16 protein-coding genes and 1 pseudogene are annotated in these 18,433 nt (G+C 66.2%); 7 read left to right on the top strand and 10 right to left on the bottom strand.

Features of this window, described 5'->3' with window-relative positions:
- Positions 1 to 7: 7 nt before the first annotated feature.
- Genes AC5Y4D_RS05125 through AC5Y4D_RS05135 form a run of 3 tightly spaced genes read right to left on the bottom strand, consistent with a single transcriptional unit; the run spans position 8 to position 3,059 of the window.
- The gene (locus AC5Y4D_RS05125) at positions 8 to 802 is read right to left on the bottom strand and encodes an NAD(P)-dependent oxidoreductase (RefSeq protein ID WP_500036615.1); all 795 of its coding nucleotides are present in this window, start codon (positions 800 to 802) and stop codon (positions 8 to 10) included.
- 5 nt (positions 803 to 807) lie between these two features.
- Positions 808 to 1,611 carry an SDR family oxidoreductase gene (locus AC5Y4D_RS05130; protein ID WP_500036560.1) on the bottom strand — a complete coding sequence of 268 codons (804 nt, stop codon included), beginning with the start codon at positions 1,609 to 1,611 and terminating at the stop codon, positions 808 to 810.
- Positions 1,608 to 3,059, bottom strand: coding sequence for an aldehyde dehydrogenase family protein (locus AC5Y4D_RS05135; protein ID WP_500036561.1), 1,452 nt, complete (start codon positions 3,057 to 3,059; stop codon positions 1,608 to 1,610). Before AC5Y4D_RS05135 ends, AC5Y4D_RS05130 begins: the two co-directional genes overlap by 4 nt.
- A gap of 74 nt (positions 3,060 to 3,133) precedes the next feature.
- On the opposite strand from AC5Y4D_RS05135, the gene AC5Y4D_RS05140 reads away from it, so the two are divergent.
- Together AC5Y4D_RS05140 and AC5Y4D_RS05145 are read left to right on the top strand one after the other, a co-directional pair.
- A complete protein-coding gene (locus tag AC5Y4D_RS05140) occupies positions 3,134 to 3,907 on the top strand; it encodes an SDR family oxidoreductase (RefSeq protein ID WP_500036562.1) in 774 nt (257 codons plus the stop codon).
- Positions 3,907 to 4,701, top strand: coding sequence for a carboxymuconolactone decarboxylase family protein (locus tag AC5Y4D_RS05145; RefSeq protein WP_500036563.1), 795 nt, complete (start codon positions 3,907 to 3,909; stop codon positions 4,699 to 4,701). The genes AC5Y4D_RS05140 and AC5Y4D_RS05145 overlap by 1 nt, the downstream gene beginning before the upstream one ends.
- 174 nt (positions 4,702 to 4,875) lie before the next feature.
- Here the strand turns inward: AC5Y4D_RS05145 and AC5Y4D_RS05150 are convergent, their stop codons facing one another.
- Positions 4,876 to 5,304, bottom strand: coding sequence for a hypothetical protein (locus tag AC5Y4D_RS05150; protein ID WP_500036564.1), 429 nt, complete (start codon positions 5,302 to 5,304; stop codon positions 4,876 to 4,878).
- A gap of 217 nt (positions 5,305 to 5,521) precedes the next feature.
- Between AC5Y4D_RS05150 and AC5Y4D_RS05155 the strand changes: the two genes are divergently transcribed.
- The 4 genes from AC5Y4D_RS05155 (at position 5,522) to AC5Y4D_RS05170 (ending at position 10,429) form a co-directional block, all read left to right on the top strand.
- On the top strand, positions 5,522 to 6,379 hold the full coding sequence (locus AC5Y4D_RS05155) for a phytanoyl-CoA dioxygenase family protein (protein WP_500036565.1): 858 nt from the start codon (positions 5,522 to 5,524) through the stop codon (positions 6,377 to 6,379).
- Between the two features lie 47 nt (positions 6,380 to 6,426).
- The gene (locus AC5Y4D_RS05160) at positions 6,427 to 8,202 is read left to right on the top strand and encodes a serine/threonine-protein kinase (protein ID WP_500036566.1); all 1,776 of its coding nucleotides are present in this window, start codon (positions 6,427 to 6,429) and stop codon (positions 8,200 to 8,202) included.
- Between the two features lie 174 nt (positions 8,203 to 8,376).
- The gene (locus AC5Y4D_RS05165) at positions 8,377 to 9,606 is read left to right on the top strand and encodes an amidohydrolase family protein (protein ID WP_500036567.1); all 1,230 of its coding nucleotides are present in this window, start codon (positions 8,377 to 8,379) and stop codon (positions 9,604 to 9,606) included.
- An 82-nt stretch (positions 9,607 to 9,688) separates the two neighbouring features.
- Complete coding sequence (locus tag AC5Y4D_RS05170; RefSeq protein WP_500036568.1) at positions 9,689 to 10,429, top strand: M15 family metallopeptidase; 741 nt, start codon at positions 9,689 to 9,691, stop codon at positions 10,427 to 10,429.
- Here the strand turns inward: AC5Y4D_RS05170 and AC5Y4D_RS05175 are convergent.
- The 4 genes and pseudogenes from AC5Y4D_RS05175 to lipY all read right to left on the bottom strand — a co-directional run bounded on the left by AC5Y4D_RS05175 (position 10,426) and on the right by lipY (position 15,017).
- Complete coding sequence (locus AC5Y4D_RS05175; RefSeq protein WP_500036569.1) at positions 10,426 to 11,958, bottom strand: serine hydrolase domain-containing protein; 1,533 nt, start codon at positions 11,956 to 11,958, stop codon at positions 10,426 to 10,428. The two genes, AC5Y4D_RS05170 and AC5Y4D_RS05175, sit on opposite strands and share 4 nt — an antisense overlap.
- Entirely contained in the window at positions 11,958 to 12,836 is an 879-nt protein-coding gene (gene murQ / locus AC5Y4D_RS05180; protein WP_500036616.1) for an N-acetylmuramic acid 6-phosphate etherase, read from the bottom strand. Before murQ ends, AC5Y4D_RS05175 begins: the two co-directional genes overlap by 1 nt.
- A gap of 108 nt (positions 12,837 to 12,944) precedes the next feature.
- Positions 12,945 to 13,661: pseudogene (locus tag AC5Y4D_RS05185) on the bottom strand (N-acetylglucosamine kinase); the annotation flags it as partial.
- 21 nt (positions 13,662 to 13,682) lie between these two features.
- Positions 13,683 to 15,017, bottom strand: coding sequence for a triacylglycerol lipase LipY (lipY, locus tag AC5Y4D_RS05190; protein WP_500036570.1), 1,335 nt, complete (start codon positions 15,015 to 15,017; stop codon positions 13,683 to 13,685).
- 208 nt (positions 15,018 to 15,225) lie between these two features.
- Between lipY and AC5Y4D_RS05195 the strand changes: the two genes are divergently transcribed.
- Positions 15,226 to 15,675 carry a PE family protein gene (locus AC5Y4D_RS05195; protein ID WP_499947046.1) on the top strand — a complete coding sequence of 150 codons (450 nt, stop codon included), beginning with the start codon at positions 15,226 to 15,228 and terminating at the stop codon, positions 15,673 to 15,675.
- A 54-nt stretch (positions 15,676 to 15,729) separates the two neighbouring features.
- Here AC5Y4D_RS05195 and AC5Y4D_RS05200 read toward each other — a convergent pair whose 3' ends face one another.
- Positions 15,730 to 16,227: a CHAP domain-containing protein gene (locus AC5Y4D_RS05200; RefSeq protein ID WP_500036571.1), complete on the bottom strand. Its 498-nt coding sequence runs from the start codon at positions 16,225 to 16,227 to the stop codon at positions 15,730 to 15,732.
- 101 nt (positions 16,228 to 16,328) lie between these two features.
- Positions 16,329 to 18,353, bottom strand: coding sequence for a M13 family metallopeptidase (locus tag AC5Y4D_RS05205; RefSeq protein WP_499947041.1), 2,025 nt, complete (start codon positions 18,351 to 18,353; stop codon positions 16,329 to 16,331).
- Positions 18,354 to 18,433 lie beyond the last annotated feature (80 nt).

Genomic DNA, 18,433 nt, shown 5'->3' on the forward strand with positions numbered 1-18,433 from the left:
CATCTGATCATTGCGCATGCATCGCGTCGACGGTGGCCGTAGCCGTCCGGAGCAGACCGGATGGGCCGGCCCCCAGCACATCGGCCAGAATGCCGACGTCCTTGGCCAGCAGCGGTCCGGCCAACCCGGCAATCACCGCAAGCGTGTGGCCCGAGTTGGCGATCACCTCGCCGGCGTAGCTGCGACTGCTGCCCGTGGACAGGACACGGGTCAAACCCTCGACGTCCACCCCGAGTCGGCGGGCGGCGGCGAACGTCTCGGCCGCCAGCCCCAGGTGCGCGGTGAACAGCGAGTTGTTCAACAACTTCGCCGCCTGCCCGGCACCCAACGCACCGAGGTGGATGAGCGGATTGGCAAACGTGTCCAGGACGGGCCGGCATCGCTGGACCGTATCGTCATCGCCGCCGACCATGACCAGCAGCGATTTCGCGGCGGCCAGATGCCCGCCGCCGGAGACGGGAGCATCGACGAAGTGCAGGTCCCGGTAGTCGGCGGCAAGCCGACGGCAGGTGTCCGGATGAACGGTGCTGTGAATCACCACGATTCCACCCGGGGCCATACCCGCCAGTGCCCCATCGTCCCCGCGCAGCACTTCGTCGACGTCGGCGTCGTCGATTACGCACAGACACAACACATCCGACGCGGCACCGAGGGCCTTACGGTCGGCTGCGACGGCCGCGCCGTCGAACGGTTCGAGCGACTCGCGCCGGCGGGCCCACAGCGTCGTCGGGAACCCGTCCTCGATGATCCTGCGCGCCATCGGGCCACCCTGAGAGCCAAGGCCCACGAAGCCGACCCGCAGCGCGCTCATTCCTGCGCGCCGATGTTCGCCTGCACGTATGCCTCGATGTCGTCGGCGCGCGCCCGCAGCGCGTCGTGCACCTGCGGTGCCGTCACGACCAAAAACTGTCCGGCCTCGACGGCGTCGGCGGTCAGGCGGGCGGCCTCCTCCGGACTCACGATGGGGTATGCCGGAGCGCGAGGTGACAGCGGGGCGTCGCCGTAGGCGGTGATGCCTTCCAGGATGTTGGTAATCACCCCTGACGGGCAAAGGCAGGTCACCCCAACCCCTTTCGGCCCGAGGTAAACCGCCAGCGCTTCGGAGACACCGACGATCGCGTGCTTGGAGGCGACATACGGCAGCCGGTCGAAGCCGTAGCTCAGCAGTCCCGACGCGGACGCGGTGTTGATCACGTGACCGCGGCCCTGCGCGATCAGACCCGGCAGGAATACCCGGTTACTGCGGGCGACACTGAACAGATTGACGTCGATCGTGCGGACCCACGCTTCGTCGGGCAGCGCCTCGGGCGCACCGATCGCGAGCACGCCGACGTTGTTCATCACCACGTCGAATCGCCCGAACCGTTCCAGAGCGGCGTCCCGCAGCTTTTCCAGGTCCGCTTCGACGGTGACGTCGGCCGTCAGTCCGATCACCGGTCGCCCGAGCGCGCTGATCTGTTCGACGACCTCGGCGACGCGGTCGGCCGAAAGATCGCTCAGCACAACCGATGCGCCGCGTTCGGCGAATGCCAGCGCGGTCGCCCGGCCGATGCCGCTGCCCGCGCCGGTCAGCACCGCGACCGCCCCGTCGAGTTGCAACGCTTTGCTCATGCGATGCCCACCGCCTTGGTGCGAAGAAACTCGAACAAGCCTTCCTGGCCGCCCTCACGGCCGAACCCGGAGACACCGATGCCGCCGAACGGGAGTTCGCAGCCGGTCACCGGGCTCGCTCCGTTGACATACACGCCACCGGCCCGGAGCGCGGTCACCAGCCGTTGCACCCGATCGATGTCTTTGGTGTAGACGTACGAGGCGAGCCCGTACTGGGTCGAGTTCGCCATCTGAATTGCCTGTTCCTCGTTCCGGAATCGCATCAGGGAGAGCACCGGGCCGAACACCTCAACCTGACCGAGCTCCGATGCCGGGTCCACGTCTCCGAGCACGGTCGGTTCGACGAAGAAGCCGGCCATCCCGGCGGGAGCCCGACCGCCCGTCAACAACTTCGCCCCGTCCTGTTGCGCCCGATCGATCATGTCCAGGATCCGCTGTTGCGCTTCACGTGTCACCACGGGGCTGATCACCGTTGCCGGGTCGAACGGATCGCCGCATCGCATGCCGGACACCATCGCCAGGACACGTTCGACGACGTCGTCGTAGATGTCGTCGTGCACGATCATGCGGGACGGGATCGCGCAGCCCTGCCCCGCCAGGGTGCCCAGGACGCTGAATGCGTTGACGGCTACCGCCGTGTCGAGGTCGGCGTCCGGGAACAGGATGTTGGCGGACTTGCCGCCGAGTTCGAGTACCGCGGGTTTGAGCGAATCGGCGCACGCCGCAAGGATTTTCCGTGCGGTCGCCGGTCCGCCAGTGAAACTTACCTTCTGCACCAGGGGATGGCGCACCAGAGCGTCGCCGGTCTGTGGTCCGCCCAACACCAGGTTCACGACACCGTCGGGGATACCCGCCTCTTTGACCAGACGCATCAGATGTTCGGTCGCATACGGCGTGAGTTCGGACGGCTTCATCACGACCGTGTTGCCGGCGGCCAGGGCCGGGATCAGCTTCATGCCGACCGACACGACCGGACCGTTCCAGGTGAGGATGATCCCGACTACGCCGTACGGCTCGGGTAGCGAATAGGCCAACTCGCGCTGATTGGCCGGGAACGAAGTGACGCGTCCTTCGACCTTGTCGGCCCAACCCGCGTAGTACGCAGTCCAATTCGCCATGATGACGACCAGCGGCTGACTCATCCCGGCCGACATTCCGTTGTCGAGCACCGACAGCCGAGCGATCTCGGCGGTGTCGCGCTCCATCAATTCACCGAGCCTTCGAAGCAGGCGCGCGCGCTCGGCGGGCCGGAGAGCGCGCCACTGCGGGTACGCGTCGTGCGCGGCGCGGGCGGCGGCGTCGACGTCGTCGGGACCGGCCAGCGGCACCGTCCCCTGGACTTCTCCGGTCGCCGGATAGACGTGCTGGTGCACACCCCCGGAACCGGTCGTGCGGGTTTCGCCACCGATGTGCAGGTGCACGTCGGGCACGCGGAGGTCGACGGTCATAGCACCATCCTTAAGTCAGATTACTTATTACTAAGGCACTTGACTTCATTGGTCAAGTGGTGCCTAATGCTCGAATGGACGTGAAGGAACTGTTCGACCTCACCGGCAAGGTCGCCGTGGTGACCGGTGGCGCCGGCGGCATCGGCGAGGTCTACGCGGAGGCGCTCTGCGAAGTCGGCGCCTCGGTGGTGATCGCAGACATCAATCTCGACGCCGCACGCCGGTGCGCAGAAGCGTTGCAGGACAGAGGTTTTGCTGCTGTCGCCGTGCATCTGGACGTCACCTCCGCCGAGTCGGCCGCGCAGATGGCGGCCGAGGCAATCGCGGCCTTCGGTGGCATCGACATCCTGATCAACAACGCGGCGATCATGACCGACCTACCGCCTTATGGCCTGTCCAACATGCCGGTACCGGACTGGGACCGGGTCCTCAACGTCAATCTGCGCGGCCCGCTGCTGTGCACCCAGGCGGTCGTCGCGTCGATGTCCGAGCGCGGCGGTGGGCGGATCGTGAACGGCTTGTCGGCCGGGGCGTTCATGGCCGGCGGGATCTACGGCCTGTCGAAGTATGCGCTGCACGGCCTCACCTGCAACCTCGCCACCGAGCTCGGATCTCGCGGCATCAGCGTCAACGGCATCGCACCGGGGTTGGTCGCCAACGAAAGCGGTTACGCGAGCCTGCCGAAGGACTCGCCGTTCCGCGACGTCCTCGCCGCCCAGATTCCCGGCAAGACGTCGGGTCCGCCGGCGGATCTGATCGGCACCATGCTGCTGCTGTGTTCACCGGCGGGCGACTGGATCAACGGCCAGACGATCTCGGTGGACGGCGGCTGGATCATGCGATTCTGATGGCCGACTGGACAACTCGCGAGGAACGGCTCGCGGTCGCGCGGGCCGAGTACGAGCACATCATGACCACCCCGAGCCCGGATCCGACCGGTGCCTACCTCGAGGCCGGGGTGATCGGCTACGTGTTCGGCGAGATGTGGCGCCGCGGCGTCCTGACCGCGCGCGACCGGCGCTGGATCACGCTGACCTGTGTCGGCGCAGCAGGATCGGTGCTGCCGATCGAGACGCACGTCTACGCCGCCCTGAAAACCGGCGACATCGCCTACCCGGAGTTCGACGAGTTCGTGCTGCACTTCGGCACGCAGGCCGGCTGGCCCAAGGCCTCGGTGATGCAGATGTACGGGATGATGGCCGTGTTCAAGATCGCCGAGGAAGCCGGGGAACAGCCGCAACCGCACGACTTCGAACGCTGGGCCGCACCCGTCGACGACGACGCCCGCCGGGAACGCGGCGTCGCCTCATACCGCCGGATCCACGGCACCGAACCGCCGACGGCATCGACCGCGTTCCAGGGCCGGGCCCGTCTCGACTACCTGTACGGCGAAATATGGGACCGCGCAATGCATCTCACCCGACGCGACCGACGCATAATCAGCATCTGCAGCGCGGCGTCGAGCACCGTCGACGAGGAGGTGCGTGAACACCTGCGGGCGGCGCTCACGCTGGGCGACATGACCCGCGACGAGCTCGAGGAACTCGTGGTTCATTTCGCTGTCTATCTGGGCTGGAACCTGGCCCGACGACTCGATGACCTACTGGTCGAGGTCGCCGCTGCCAATGATCAGGCATGCTGAGGTCGTGTTTGACGCGCTCGACCACGTCATCCTCGCCGTGCGCGACCTTGATGACGCCACGCATCGCGCAGGTTCCCGGACTGGGGCATGCGGCTCGAGCAGACGAAAAAGCCCCTCATTTCGTCCCTAAATGGGGGCTTTTGCGTCTGCTCGCCATGTATAAACCGGGGCTCCTCACTGTGGGTCGTGGGCCGGCTGCTGTCGGCGGGAGGGGATGGTTTCCACGGGCCCGAGAGATTGCTGCCTCATCTGAGCCGCCAGGGCGCGGTAGCGTTGGGCGGCCCCGCGATGCCGTTCGGCCGCATTCGTGTGCACCATCTCCTCAGCCTCGCGGTGAGCCACGAGAGCGGCTTGGTCGTGGGCGTGCGCAGCCAACTGGTGAATCGCCCCCGATCGATCGAGTTGTTCGAGAAGGTGTTGCCGGGCCTCGGCGGCGTGATTCACCGCCGCGAGTGCGGCGCGACGCGCGTGCTGCACCTGCTCTGCGGTCGCGCCCGGATTGACTACCAGCTGCCGGTAGCGCAGTCGTAGCTCCTCGGCGCGCTCCCTGGCTTCCGCTGCACGCTTCTTGGCGCGCAGGTTCACTTCTTCCATCTCACTCATGCGCAACCCGATGCAGGTAGCGGGGCCGCAATCGGCGGCGCTTGAGCAGGGCGCGACGGGGAAGCCCCCGGCCTCCCCGTAATGCGCTTCCCCTCGAATTCAGCGATCGTCTCATCATCGACGCCGGACGCACGTTTGTCACGGGCCGAAAGCGAAGGCGTGACGCCTATTCTGGTCACCGGAAAGACGATCCCTGCGCCGACACGTAGGACTGAGCATGAACATCGACAACGAGTCCGACACCACGTTGGAGGACCTTCGCGGCGATCTGGCGCAGCGTTATAAGTGGACACCGACCAGCGGCGGCTCCGTCGACAGTGCGATCGTCGAGGCCGACATGGCCGCGCTCGAGCGCGACGGCTACATCATCTGGGAGAACCTGCTCAGCACCGAGGAGTGCCGTCGAATCCGCGACGTCGTGCGCCCATGGCTGGGACACACCGGACGCAACTCGTTCGAAGGCCGTCGCACCCAACGGATCTACAGCGTGCTGAGCAGGACCCGCGGGTGCGATCGGCTGGTCGACCACCCACGGGTACTGGCGGTGCTCGATCGGCTGCTGATGCCCAACTACCTGCTTTCGGCGTTGCAGGCCATCAACATTCAGCCGGGAGAGGCCGCCCAATTGCTGCACCACGACGACGGGTTCTATCCGGTGCCGCGGCCGCGGGCCGCACTCGCGGCGGCGACGATCTGGGCGATCGACGACTTCACCGCCGACAATGGCGCCACTGTCGTGGTACCGGGCAGCCACCGCTGGGGTAAGCGCCGGCCGGGTCCGGATGATCGGGCGATTCCGGTCGTCATGCCGGCCGGCTCGTGTGTCTTCTTCGTGGGGACCTTGTGGCACGGCGGCGGCGCCAACACCACGTCCGCTAACCGTCTTGCGGTCACCGCCCAGTACTGCGAGCCGTGGTTGCGGCCCATGGAAGCCTTCAGCCTGTCGGTATCGCGTGACATCGCCCGAACGGTCTCCGACGACATCCGCCGGATGCTCGGCTACAGCATCCACCCACCGTTCGTCGGCGCGGTCGACGGGCTGCATCCGCTCAGACTGTTAGGCCCGGACTCCTAGACAGCGGCATTCGCAACCTGACCGCGCCGGTTTGTAGGCTCTCGGACATGCCGTTCAACCCCGGGGACGTCTTCGCTGGTTACGTGATCCAGCGCTTGCTGGGCTCCGGCGGCATGGGTGAGGTCTACCTCGCCCAGCATCCTCGCCTGCCCCGTTACGACGCGCTGAAGATCCTGTCGCTGCCGGCGACGGCGGACGTGGAGTTTCGCGCGAGGTTCATCCGCGAAGCGGATCTGGCGGCGACGCTGTGGCACCCACACATCGTTGGCGTCCTCGACCGCGGCGAATTCGACGGCCGCCTGTGGATCTCGATGGAATACGTCGAAGGCACCGACGCGGGTCGACTGGTTCGGGAGCGCTACCCGAGCGGCATGCCAGAACAGGAAGTGGGCGAAATCGTGACGGCGGTGGCGGACGCCCTCGATTTCGGTCACGAGCGCCGCCTGCTGCATCGGGATGTCAAGCCGGAGAACATCCTGGTCGCCACCTCCGAGGGTCCGCGGCGCAGGGTACTGCTGACCGACTTCGGCATCGCCCGTCGCATCGACGACGTCAGCAACCTCACCGACGCCAACGTCACGATGGGGACCATCAGTTACGTCGCGCCCGAACAATTGCTGAACAAGCCGCTGGACGGCCGGGTGGATCAGTATGCGCTGGCGGCCACGACCTTCCACCTGCTCACCGGGGCACCGCCGTTCGTCGACACCAATCGCGCCGTCGTCATCAGCCACCACCTCAATTCGCCGCCACCGCCCATCTCGTTGCGCCGACACGAACTGACGCATCTCGACACCGTGCTCATGCGCGCCCTGGCGAAAGACCCCGAAGTGCGGTACCCGAGCTGCGCCGAGTTTGCCCGGGCGCTGACGCAGGGCTCCCGACGCGACGCGGTCGCGCCTTTGCCGCCGTCGCGGACTGACCTCGACGCCGCCGAGCGGCCGTCGACCCAGCGTCTGGAGCGGGTCGTTATCCACGGAGCTGCCCGCCAGGTGCAGCGAACCTCGGTCGGCGCCCAAGACCAAGTCGGGATCCTGACGTTTCAGGTGGTCACCGACGAGCCCCTGGGCGACCGGGCAGCCCCTGTTCCGGTCGAGATCCAAACCGATCTGGTGCTGGGCCAGCTCGCCGACGGCGACGAGGTCGAAGTCAGCGGCGCTTGGGACGGCAACACTCTCGACGCCGACAAGGTCGTCAACCTCTCCGCCGCGGCACCCGCGCGGCGCCGTCGGCCCAAGACCCCCGACAAGCCGCCGCGAGAGAAAACCCCGCGCCGGCGCAAGTTCTGGATCCTCGCGGCGGCTGCCGTCGTCGTCGCGATCGTGGCGGCCGCAGTGCTCTACATCCGGACTTCCGACTCGACGATTCGCCCCGGACCGGTCATCAAGCCGGTGAGCGCAACGGTGTTCGCGCCCGACGGCGCACCCGACAATCCGCAGGATGCCGGACTGGCGATCGACGGCAACCCGAACACCGCATGGTCGACGGTCACGTATCAGGACGCCGTCCCGTTCCCCCGATTCATCAAGGGAATGGGACTGCTGCTGCACCTGTCCGCACCGACCGCGCTCAGCGCCGTGACGGTCGACGTGTCGAGCACCGGAACCCAGGTGCAGATCCGCTCCTCAGCCACCGACAACCCGACCAAGCTGGCCGATACCGTTGAGTTGACCCCGCCCACATCGCTGCAACCGGGCCGCAACCGAATCCCGGTCACCGACCGGACCAAGACCGCCAATGTGCTGGTGTGGATCTCCACCCTGGGCACCACCAACGGTGAAAGCCGGGCGGCGATATCCGAGATCATCCTGCAGGCGCGGTAACGTTATTCTCACGCCGCCAGACCCGAGTTTGACGGCGGGCGGAGACGAAGCCACCCACGCGACTGCGGCTCACCCACATTCCGGTGTCACATCCCCCGGCAAGGTGGTAATGTCATTACCAGAGCCAGTCCCGTTACCGCTCTGCGGAAATCAGAACTTTTTCAGGAGCCAAAGATGCCGTCCCGCGACCTCGCCTTCCCGGTGTTCGACGCCGACAATCACTTCTACGAGCCCAAGGAAGCGCTGACCCAATTCCTGCCCGAGCACCGCAAAGGCGTCATCGACTACATCGACGTCCGCGGCCGCACCAAGATCATGGTTCGCAACGTCGTCAGCGACTACATCCCCAACCCGACCTTCGAGATCGTGGCGCGTCCGGGCGCCCAGGAGGAGTACTTCCGGCACGGCAGCGGTGGCAAGAGCTTCCGCGAGGTGATGGGCAAGCCGATGAAGGCCATCCCCGCTTTCCGTAATCCCGCGGCACGTCTGGAGGTTCTCGACGGTCTCGGCTTGGACTACACGCTGATGTTCCCGACGCTTGCTTCCCTCGTCGAGGAACGCCTCAAGGACGACCCGGATCTGATCCTGGACATCATCCACGGCCTGAACCAGTGGATGTACGAGACCTGGCAGTTTAACTACGAGGACCGCATCTTCTCCACCCCGGTCATCAACCTGGCCAATGTCGACCGCGCCCTCGAGGAACTCGACTGGTGTCTGGAGCGCGGCGCCAAGACCGTCCTGGTCCGGCCCGCGCCGGTGCCCGGCTACCGCGGCACCCGTTCCCTGGGTCTGCCGGAGTTCGACCCGTTCTGGGACGCCTGTGTGAAGGCCGGCATCCCGGTGTCGATGCACGCCTCGGACAGCGGCTACGCCGAGTACCTCAACGACTGGGAGCCCGGCGACGAATACAAGCCGTTCAAGCCGACCGCGTTCCGGATGGTCGCGATGGGCAAGCGGCCCATCGAGGACACCATGGCAGCTCTGGTGTGCCACGGCGCGCTGACCCGCAATCCCGATCTGCGTGTGCTGTCGGTGGAGAACGGCGCGTCGTGGGTGCCCTACCTCTTCTACCAATTCGAAAGCGTCTACTCGAAGATGCCGCAGGAATTCCTCGAAGACCCGATCCAGGCGTTCAAGCGCTGCGTGTACGTCGCGCCGTTCTGGGAGGACGACTTCAAGAAGATGGCCGACCTGTGCGGCGTCGACCGCATCATGTTCGGTTCGGACTGGCCGCATCCGGAGGGGCTGTCCGACCCGATCAACCTGGTCGACGACCTCGAAGCGCAGGGTCTCGACGCGGAGGCCGTGCGAAAGGTGATGGGCGGCAACATGGTTGACCTGTTCAAGGTCCCCAACGAGATCGTCCACAAGCCGGACGTGCCCGCGCTCGTCCTGACCTGACCTCGCCAAGCGCAGGCGGGCGTGCCGGTGCAAGCCAGTGCGCCCGCCACCTCCCGATCGCGATGAGGAATCATTTGGCTTGATGTCCTTCAAGCGGCGGGCCGCCCTATCGGCACAGGTGCTCGCAACGGTTGTCCTGCTGGTGCAGTGCGCCGCCGAGCCCTCTCCGCAAGCGACCAGGCCATCGCCGTCTGTGACGTCGTCGGCGCCCGGTTCGGCTTCGTCGAATGTTCCGTCGCCGGCCCCGTCGTCCACCGGAACATCACCCGCCAAAGCGACCGTGCGGACCGTCACCGCCGCCGAACTGGGCACCACGTGGCGACCGGAGTGCCCCGTCGCACCGGAGCAGCTGCGTCGGGTCGACGTCGCCTACCTCGGTTTCGACGGCCAGACGCACCGCGGCGACCTCATCGTGCACGAGGACCTGGTGCCCGACGTCATCGCAATTTTCGAACAGCTTCTGCGACTTGGCTATCCGGTGGAGAAGATCCGCACCGTCGAGAACTACCCGGACGCCAACGACGAGCTGTCCATGGAGGACAACAACACCTCGGCGTTCAATTGCCGACGGATTCCGGGCAGCGAGGAATGGTCCCCGCACGCCTACGGCCGGGCGATCGACATCAACACGCTGATCAACCCGTGCCTGTACATCACCGGATATTTCGAACCGGAGAACGCGGCGGCCTACCTGGACCGCAGCCGTACCGACCCGGGGCTCATACACGCTGGCGATCCGGCCGAGCGCGCGTTCACAGACCGTGGCTGGCAATGGGGTGGCTATTGGCGGACTCCCGACTACCAACACTTCGAGCGGGTTTAGAGACCCAGCGCCCGCGCGGTCAACGTCGCCACCTCACCACGCAGATCCGACATCGGTGGGCTCCCCCGGGTGTGGATTGAGTTCGCCAGCAGCACGACGTAGGTGTCGGAGACAGGGTCGATCCAGATCGAGGTCCCGGTGAAGCCGGTGTGGCCGAAGCTACCGATGGGAAAGACCATCCCGCGCGCCCCGGACAGGCCGGTATCGATATCCCAGCCAAACCCGCGCAGGTTTTGACCCGCGATCGCCGGATACCGCGCAGCGAACAACGGATTCCAGGTATTCAGTTTCTTGGCGATGGCGTCCCGGGCGGCGGCGTTGGCCGCGTCGAGTTGGCCCTCCGTATGGCCGGGCTGCTGGGGAGTCGTCATCATCTCCAAAGTTGCTTGCGACAACGGGAATTGGCTCGGGCGGCCGGCCAGACGGTCCAACAGCGCTTGGGCGAAAATGCTGACGTCGCGTGCCGTGGCGAACACACCGGCATGACCGGCGACTCCGCCCATTCTGCGCGTCGTCATGTCATGCACCGTGCCCCGAAGCAAGTAGTTGAAGTCGGGGTTCTGGCTCGGATCGTTTCGGTTTTCCTCGTCGCGTGCTGTCGGGGCGATACGCGGCAACAGATCGGTGCTCCACGTACCCGCAGGGCAGGCCACCGGCACGCCTTTCGACGCGGGCGCCCAACCAATCGCCACGCCTCTCATCGTGTGCGGGCCAGATGCCTTGGCCGGGGGCAGGTATCGAGTTTCCTGCATGCCGAGCGGCGCGAAGACATGTTCCTGAACGTAGACGTCTTCGGCCTGGCCGGTGAGTTTCTCGAGCAACGCGCCAAGCAGAAGAAAATTGATGTCGGAGTACCGGAAAACCTCACCCGGACTCGACTCGAGCGGCGTCGTGAGCGCGCGACGGATGCCTTCGGCTTTGTCGGCCCGCTCCAGGCCCCACGGATCTTTCAGCTCGACGTCGCCCGTCTCACCGGAGGTATGCGTCAGCAACATGCGAACGGTCACCATCGCCCGCCGCGGATCGTTAGCCGTGTTGAAGTCGGGCAGGTACTGCTGCACGGGGTCGTCGAACCGGACCGCGCCTTGCTCGTAGAGCTGCATGATGGCGGTTGCCGTCGCCATGACCTTCGTCAAAGACGCCATGTCGAAGATGGTGTCCTCGGTCATCGGTTCCGCGGGCGCAGGCAAGCCATCCAATCCGGGTTCGCTCGCCAGCCGCCGCGAGCCGTAAGCCTGGTGGAAGACGATGTCGCCGCCGTGCCCGACGACCAGCACCGCACCCGGAAGTTTCTCTGCCGCAATGGCATCGTTGATCCGCTTGGAGACGGCGGCGAAGTCCGGGGCCGCGGCCGACACCTCGGGTAGGCCGGGAACCGTTGGCCTGTAACATGTTTGGGCGACAATGGGCGCCGGCGACGGCTGGTCGTTGTTACCGGACGGGCGCGCAGAGTGACTTTGTGAGCAACCGGCAAGGAGTGTAACGACAACCGCTGCAACGGCTGCACCCTTTTTCGGGCCTCTTTTCATCATGAAGCTCCCGCCAGGGCGTCCCGCACATGACCCCTTGCCCGCTCCAGTCGCACCGCGGCCTCTGCGGCGTCCACGCCTGCCAGCAGCGCGACGATCGCGGTCTTGGCGTGACCGCCCGCCGCCGCCAACGCGGCGGTCGCGGCTTCCTCGCCGACGCCTGCCGCGTCGCGGACGATCCGGACAATGCGGCGGCGCAGTTTCGCGTTGGTCGCGCGCACGTCGACCATCCGCGGTCCGTAAGCCTTGCCCAGCGCGATCATCACGCTGGTCGAAAGTGCATTCAGCACAACCTTTTGCGACGTCCCCGCGGTCAGTCGCGTCGAACCGGCGAGCACCTCCGGCCCGGTCAGTAATTCGATCACGATGTCGGCCCTCGCCTCGCTGCCGGCGTTGTTGACGACAGCGACGGTCAGCGCTCCCGCCTCACGCGCATGCTTAAGTGCCCCAAGCACATACGGCGTGCGCCCGGACGCGGTGATACCGACGACGGCGTCGGCTGCGGTCAGGTCGGCCAGATCTTCCGGGTTGAATACGTCTTCCGCGCCGTCGATTGCCATCGTGAGCGCTGCCGGACCACCGGCAATCACGCCGCGCACCAAGTCGGTGCTGAAGGTGGGGCCGCACTCGGCCGCGTCCAGTACGCCGAGGCGGCCGGGCGTGCCGGCGCCGGCGTAGATGAGGCGGCCACCTTGGTCGAGTCGAGCGGCGATCGCCTCGGCCGCCGCGGCGATCTGCGGCAGTGCGGCCATCACCGCCGTGTGCGCCTCCCCTTCAGCGGCGACGAGCAGCGCGACGATTTCACCGATCGGCCGCGTGTCGAGGTCGTGCAGCTCCGGCCGCACCGCCTCGGTGGCCAGCGCATCGATCCGGTTCACGGCGGCGGCCGCGTGCACGCGGATCACGTGCGGTTCGTGTATCTCTGCCAGGCGCAACGTGCCGTCGAGCGCATCGGCGACGGGCGCGACGCAGTCGATCTTTTCGCACAGCGCTCGATTTCCGGCTAGGCCGCCGACGATGGCCACCGGACCGTCGCCGAGTGCGCGGGCGGTCGCGGCGAGCGCCTCGGCGGCGGTGCTGACTATGCCCAATGCCACGGTGTCATCGTGGGCGACAAGTACATTGGGCGCAAACGACGCGAGCGCGGCGGGATCGGTAAGTTGCGCCGCCCAAGTTCTCGGCGGGCCGAAGCGGGCTTCAGCGGCATCGAGAAGCGCGGTGGACGGGCCGCGGCCGTCGTGCGCGCGCAGGGCCGCACGCAGCCCGGCTGAACCGATCCACGCGCCGCCGCCCTCGTCGCCCAATGTCGGGCCCCAGCCGTCGGCGGTCCGCAGCGTGCCGTCGGCGTCGATCGCGAGTGCCACGACTCCGGTGCCGGCGATCAGCACGACACCCGGCTTACCGTCCAGCGCGCCGGCATGCGCGATCACACTGTCGCTGGTTACCGAAACCTGTTGTGCTTGCAGCGAACTCAGCAGCGCCTCACCGAGTGCGCGGGCCGCGTCGGGTGCCGTCAGTGCCCCCGCCGCGCCGACGATCACTTCCTCGACCCGCCCGAAATGACGTGCGACCGCCAGGATCGCTGCCTGGGCGGCGCGTACCCCGCCGGGTGCCGCGAGCCCCGGCGCGCCCGCCCCCTGAACCCTGCGGCCGCCTGCGGCGGCCCGACACGACGTCTTGCCGAGGTCTACGGACAGAATCATCGGCCTTAAGGTAGCTCGCGATCAGGCCGCGATACCCAGCTCCCGGTTTATCTGCGCCCAATATTGTGGGCCATCGAGGGTGAGAATCAGCCAGTCGTGGATCTGACCGTTGGCCAAGACGAAGCTCATCGGGGCATTTGCGGCCGCGGCAAGTTGCTTGAGGACCAGTGCGTCGGGCGACAGGATGTCGAGATTGCCTGTGTAGACCGTCGTCTGCGGCAAGTTGGTCATCGGCCCGTACAGCGGACTCACCATGGCGTTGGTGACCGAAAGACCGCCCGCCCATTGCTTGCCGAACTGTTGGGCAAGTCCTACCGGCAGCAGTGGATCTTGTACGAATCCGATGTTGGGATTGGTCATCGACAGGTCCAGCCACGGCGACAGCAAGACCATCGATCCCGGCCGGTTCGCCAGGTTCGCTATGTTCTGCACAGCCGCCAGCGCCAGGTTGCCTCCCGCGGAGTCACCGATGACGCTGACGTTCGACGGACCATGCAGAGCGACTTGACTGGAGATGAAGTTCGCCATCTGCGGTACCACCAGGCCGGCGGTACCGCCCTCCTGGATCAGCGGATAAATCGGCACCTGGACGGTCGCACCGGTTTGGTAGGACATCACCGAATAGTGGATCCAATGCAGGAACGACGGCGGGAAAATGAAGGCGCCGCCGTGCACGGCGACCACATACTCTCCGGTCGGGTTAGCCGGCGTGATCTGCACGATGCTCATCCCGTTGGATGTGGAATACGAGACCGTTTCGCCCAGCAGCAAATTCAAGAACGGTGGCGGGGAGTTGCCGATGAACCACGACAGCGGCGGGATGTCGCTGGCCACCAGTTGCAGGAGTGGGTTGCCCGGGGTTGCGATGTACGTTTCGAGTCCGGACAAATTCAACAGCGGCTTCACCGGGTACAGCAGCGCTTCTTCGAATCGGGTGATCAGCGATGGTGTGCCCGTGAAGCCACCGGTCTGGTTCGCCGGAATGGGCGGAGCAGCCGGCGCACCGAAGATCGTCGTGAAGATCAGGTTGCCGATGCGTTCGAATTCGCTGACGACGCCCGCCGGGAACTGCTGAACGAGCTCGGCGGCTTCCAACAATGAGGCGCCGGCAGCCTCAGCGCTGGCGTATGACGTTGCGGCACTGTTGAGGGCCTGGACGAATTCGTTGTGGAAGACCGCGACTCGCGCGCTGAACGCCTGGTAGCCCTGGCCATGCTCGGAGAACCACGCGGCGACAAGCGCCGACACCTCGTCCTCGGCGGCGGCCAGCACCCCGGTGGTGGCGCTCGCTACGCCCTGGTTCGCCCTAGCGACGACCGAGCCCAGCGAAGCCACGTCCGTGGCCGCGGCCGACATGATTTCAGGCAATACAACAACAGAAGACAACGCGCCGCTCCCACCGCCTCGGGGCAACGCCGGTTGCCCGCCCCAATACCGATCGCCGAGTAATCGGAGCTTATGCCCCTCACCAGAAATCCCGTAGCAGCTTGGGAGAAATAGTCCGATGCGGGCGGGATCGCGCAAAACGCCCCTGCCTTCCGCCGTGCTGAGTAGGCTGCCGAAAATGCAGGTTGCGCCGGAAAATCTGATCACCGCAGCACGCGATCTAGACGTCTTGGGCTCCGATATGAGGTTCGCCCATCTGCAGGCGGCGGCGCCGACAACCAACATCGCCACAGCCGGTGGCGACGAGGTGTCGGCTGCGATCGCCGACATATTCGCCTTTCACGGCCAGGACTTCCAGAAACTGGCCGAGGAAGCGGCGGCGTTCCACGACCAGTTCACTCAGACTCTGACCGGAACCGCGAACGCCTACGCAAACGCGGAGGCGGCCAACGCCGAGCTGTTGTCTCCGGCGGCCGCCGCCCCGGCCGAGGACAACGCCCTGGTGACCCTGGTGCAGTTGGGTGCGGTGGTCCTGTCGCCGTTTATCGTCGTTGCTTTGCTGGGCACCCTGTCCACGCTGTTGGCCACTTACTGGGCCGTGACGTTCTTGAGCACCGCCTTGGGCTAGTGGCTACGAGAGCTGGTGCACCGTGTCGGCCGATTCGCTACCCGTATCCACACTTCACGGGATCAAGATGTAGGTCATCCCGGCCACAGCTTTGACGATGCGGGTGTCGAACCGACCGAAGCCCGACGTACGCCAGCCGTTGCCGGCCGAAGCTCCGTAACCGAAGTTCATCTCGGTGATGGTGACGTCGTCGCCGTCGACGGCGTCGACCCACGCGACGTGCCCGACTCCCCCGACGAGCGAGCTGCTGTAGACCGCGATCGAGCGGGGTTGTGCTTCGCCGACCACCGTCCAGCCCGCCGCCCGCGCCTGGCCCGACCAGATCTCGGCGTTCCCGGTCAGGGCTCGGACGTAGTAGCCGGTGTGGACGTGGATCTGTTCCTGAGTGCCCCAGGTGCAGTAACCCTCCCATCCGGCCAGGGGGTTGTGGTCGGTGGTGGCGCCCTTGGTCCGGGTCGTGACGGTGTCGGCGTTGACCGCCATAGGCATCGGGGTCCCCAGCAAGAGCGCACCGCTGACGGCGACGGCCGCCGCGCATCTCCTGGTTTTCATCCACCGCCCGCCTGACGTTCGCTGTTCAGGACATATGCCTGCTATCGCTGCGGAGCGGACTTTCGTTTCACGACGCCGTCAGTGCGCGGCGACGGCACCGTTCACCAGACTCGGACGCGGTCCTCGGGTTTGAGGAACAGCGCCTCCCCGGGCTGGACGTTGAACGCGGCGTACCACTCGTCCATGTTGCGGACGATGCCGTTGACCCGGAACTTGGCCGGGCTGTGGACATCTGACAGCAGTCGGTGACGCTCGGTCTCGGGGCGGCAGGTTTCCTTCCAGCTCGCCGCGAAGGCGAGGAAGAACCGCTGGTCGCCGGTCAGGCCGCCGATGACGGGAGCCTCTTTGCCGCCGAGGGACAGTTTGTAGGCGTCGTAGGCGATGCGCAGTCCGGCGAGATCGGCGATGTTCTCGCCGAGCGTCACCGCTCCGTTGATGCGGTTGCCCGCCAGCGGCTCATAGCCGTTGAACTGCTCGACTAGCTTGTTCGCCTCGCGCGTGTAGCGCTCGGCGTCGGCCGGTGTCCACCAATCACGCTGCATACCGGTGCCGTCGCTCTTGCGGCCTTGGTCGTCGAAGGCGTGACTCATCTCGTGGCCGATGGTGGCGCCGATTGCGCCGTAGTTCGCCGCCGGGTCGGCCGCGGGATCGAAGTTGGGCGGCTGCAGGATGGCCGCGGGAAACACGATGTCGTTCAGGCGCGGCGAGTAATAGGCGTTGTTGGTCTGCGGCGTCATGCTCCATTCGGCGCGGTCGATGGGCTTGCCCAGCCTGTTGACGTCGTAGTCCCACGACCACAACGCGAGGTTGTTCTCGTTGCCGACGAGGTTGCCCGCCTCGATCTTGACCGTCGCGTAGGACTTCCACCGGTCGGGATAGCCGATCTTGGCGACCAGAGCCGCGAGCTTGGCCTGAGCTTCCCGCTTGGTTTCCGGTGCCATCCACGACGCGGCGTCGATGCGCTTGCCGTATGCGGTACGGAGATTCTCGACCAGCGCCCGCGCCTTGTCGCGTGTCGGCTGAGTGAAGTGCGCCCCGACATACAGTTCCCCGACCGGGTCGCCGAGACCTTTGCTCACCCGCGAGACGCCGCGCTCGACTCGAGGCGCGCGCTGTTGGGCACCGGACATGGTTCGGCCGTAGAAGTCGAACAGTTCGTCGGCGAACGGCGTCGAAAGTTCTGGGCCGTACGCGTCGAGGACCTGGTAGCGCATGTACGACTTCCAGGATTCCACCGGCTCACCCGCGAAAAGCGCTGCGGTACTGCGCAATACGTCGGGCATGCCGACCTGGAAGTCGGTTGCGGCCGGCAGCCTCAGCGCGTCGAACAACGCGCGCAGCGGCGCACCTTGCCCGAGCTGCTCGACTTCGGCGCGCGGCATGATGTTGTTGGTCTTGACGACGTCGCGCTCGTCCTCCCGCGACACCTGTACCTCTGCCAACTTGGTTTCGAGGGCAAGAAGTCGTTCGGCCTGCTGCTGCGAATCCGCGAAGCCGGCGAGCGCGAGCAGCCGGGCGGCGTGCGCGACGAATTTGTTGCGCAGCTCGACCGATTCGGCGTCGGTGTCCACGTAGTACCCGCGCTCACCCAGCGAGAGCCCGCCCTGCCAGATGATCGGGAGGTAGCGCGTGGGGTTGTTGGGATCGATCTCCACCGAGACCGGGAAGGGATCACTGACCCGGGTCTTGCCGTTGAACGAGACCAGAACCGCATCGAGGCCTGCTTTGTCGTTGATCCCGTCGATCGACGACAGCAGGGGACGCACGGGCTCGACGCCCAGCTTGTTCAGCAACGCCTCGTCCATGTAGGACGCGAACAGATCGCCGATCTGCTGTGAGATGTCGCCGGCCGGTGCGTGTTTGGCGCCGGCACCTTCGACGATCGCCTTCAGGTCGGCGTTGAGCTGGTTCTGGATGTCGAGATTGACGCCGGCGCATACCTTGTCAGGCGGGATGGTCGCGTTCTTCACCCAGCCGCCGACGGCGTATCCGAAGAAGTCGTTGCCGGGCCGGACGGATGTGTCCATTTCGGCCAGGTCGACGCCCCAGGTGCCGTATTTCGGTTTGGCCGGGTGTTCGGCCGAACGACTACACCCGACGGCCATCATGGCGATGGTCAATGACACTGCAACCACACGAATGGGCACTCGCACGCAGACCTCCAGTCGCCGGGCCAAAGGGCAGCTTAACCGTGGGAGCCGACAGC

The sequence above is a fragment of the Mycobacterium sp. NGS67 genome (genome assembly GCF_059812185.1).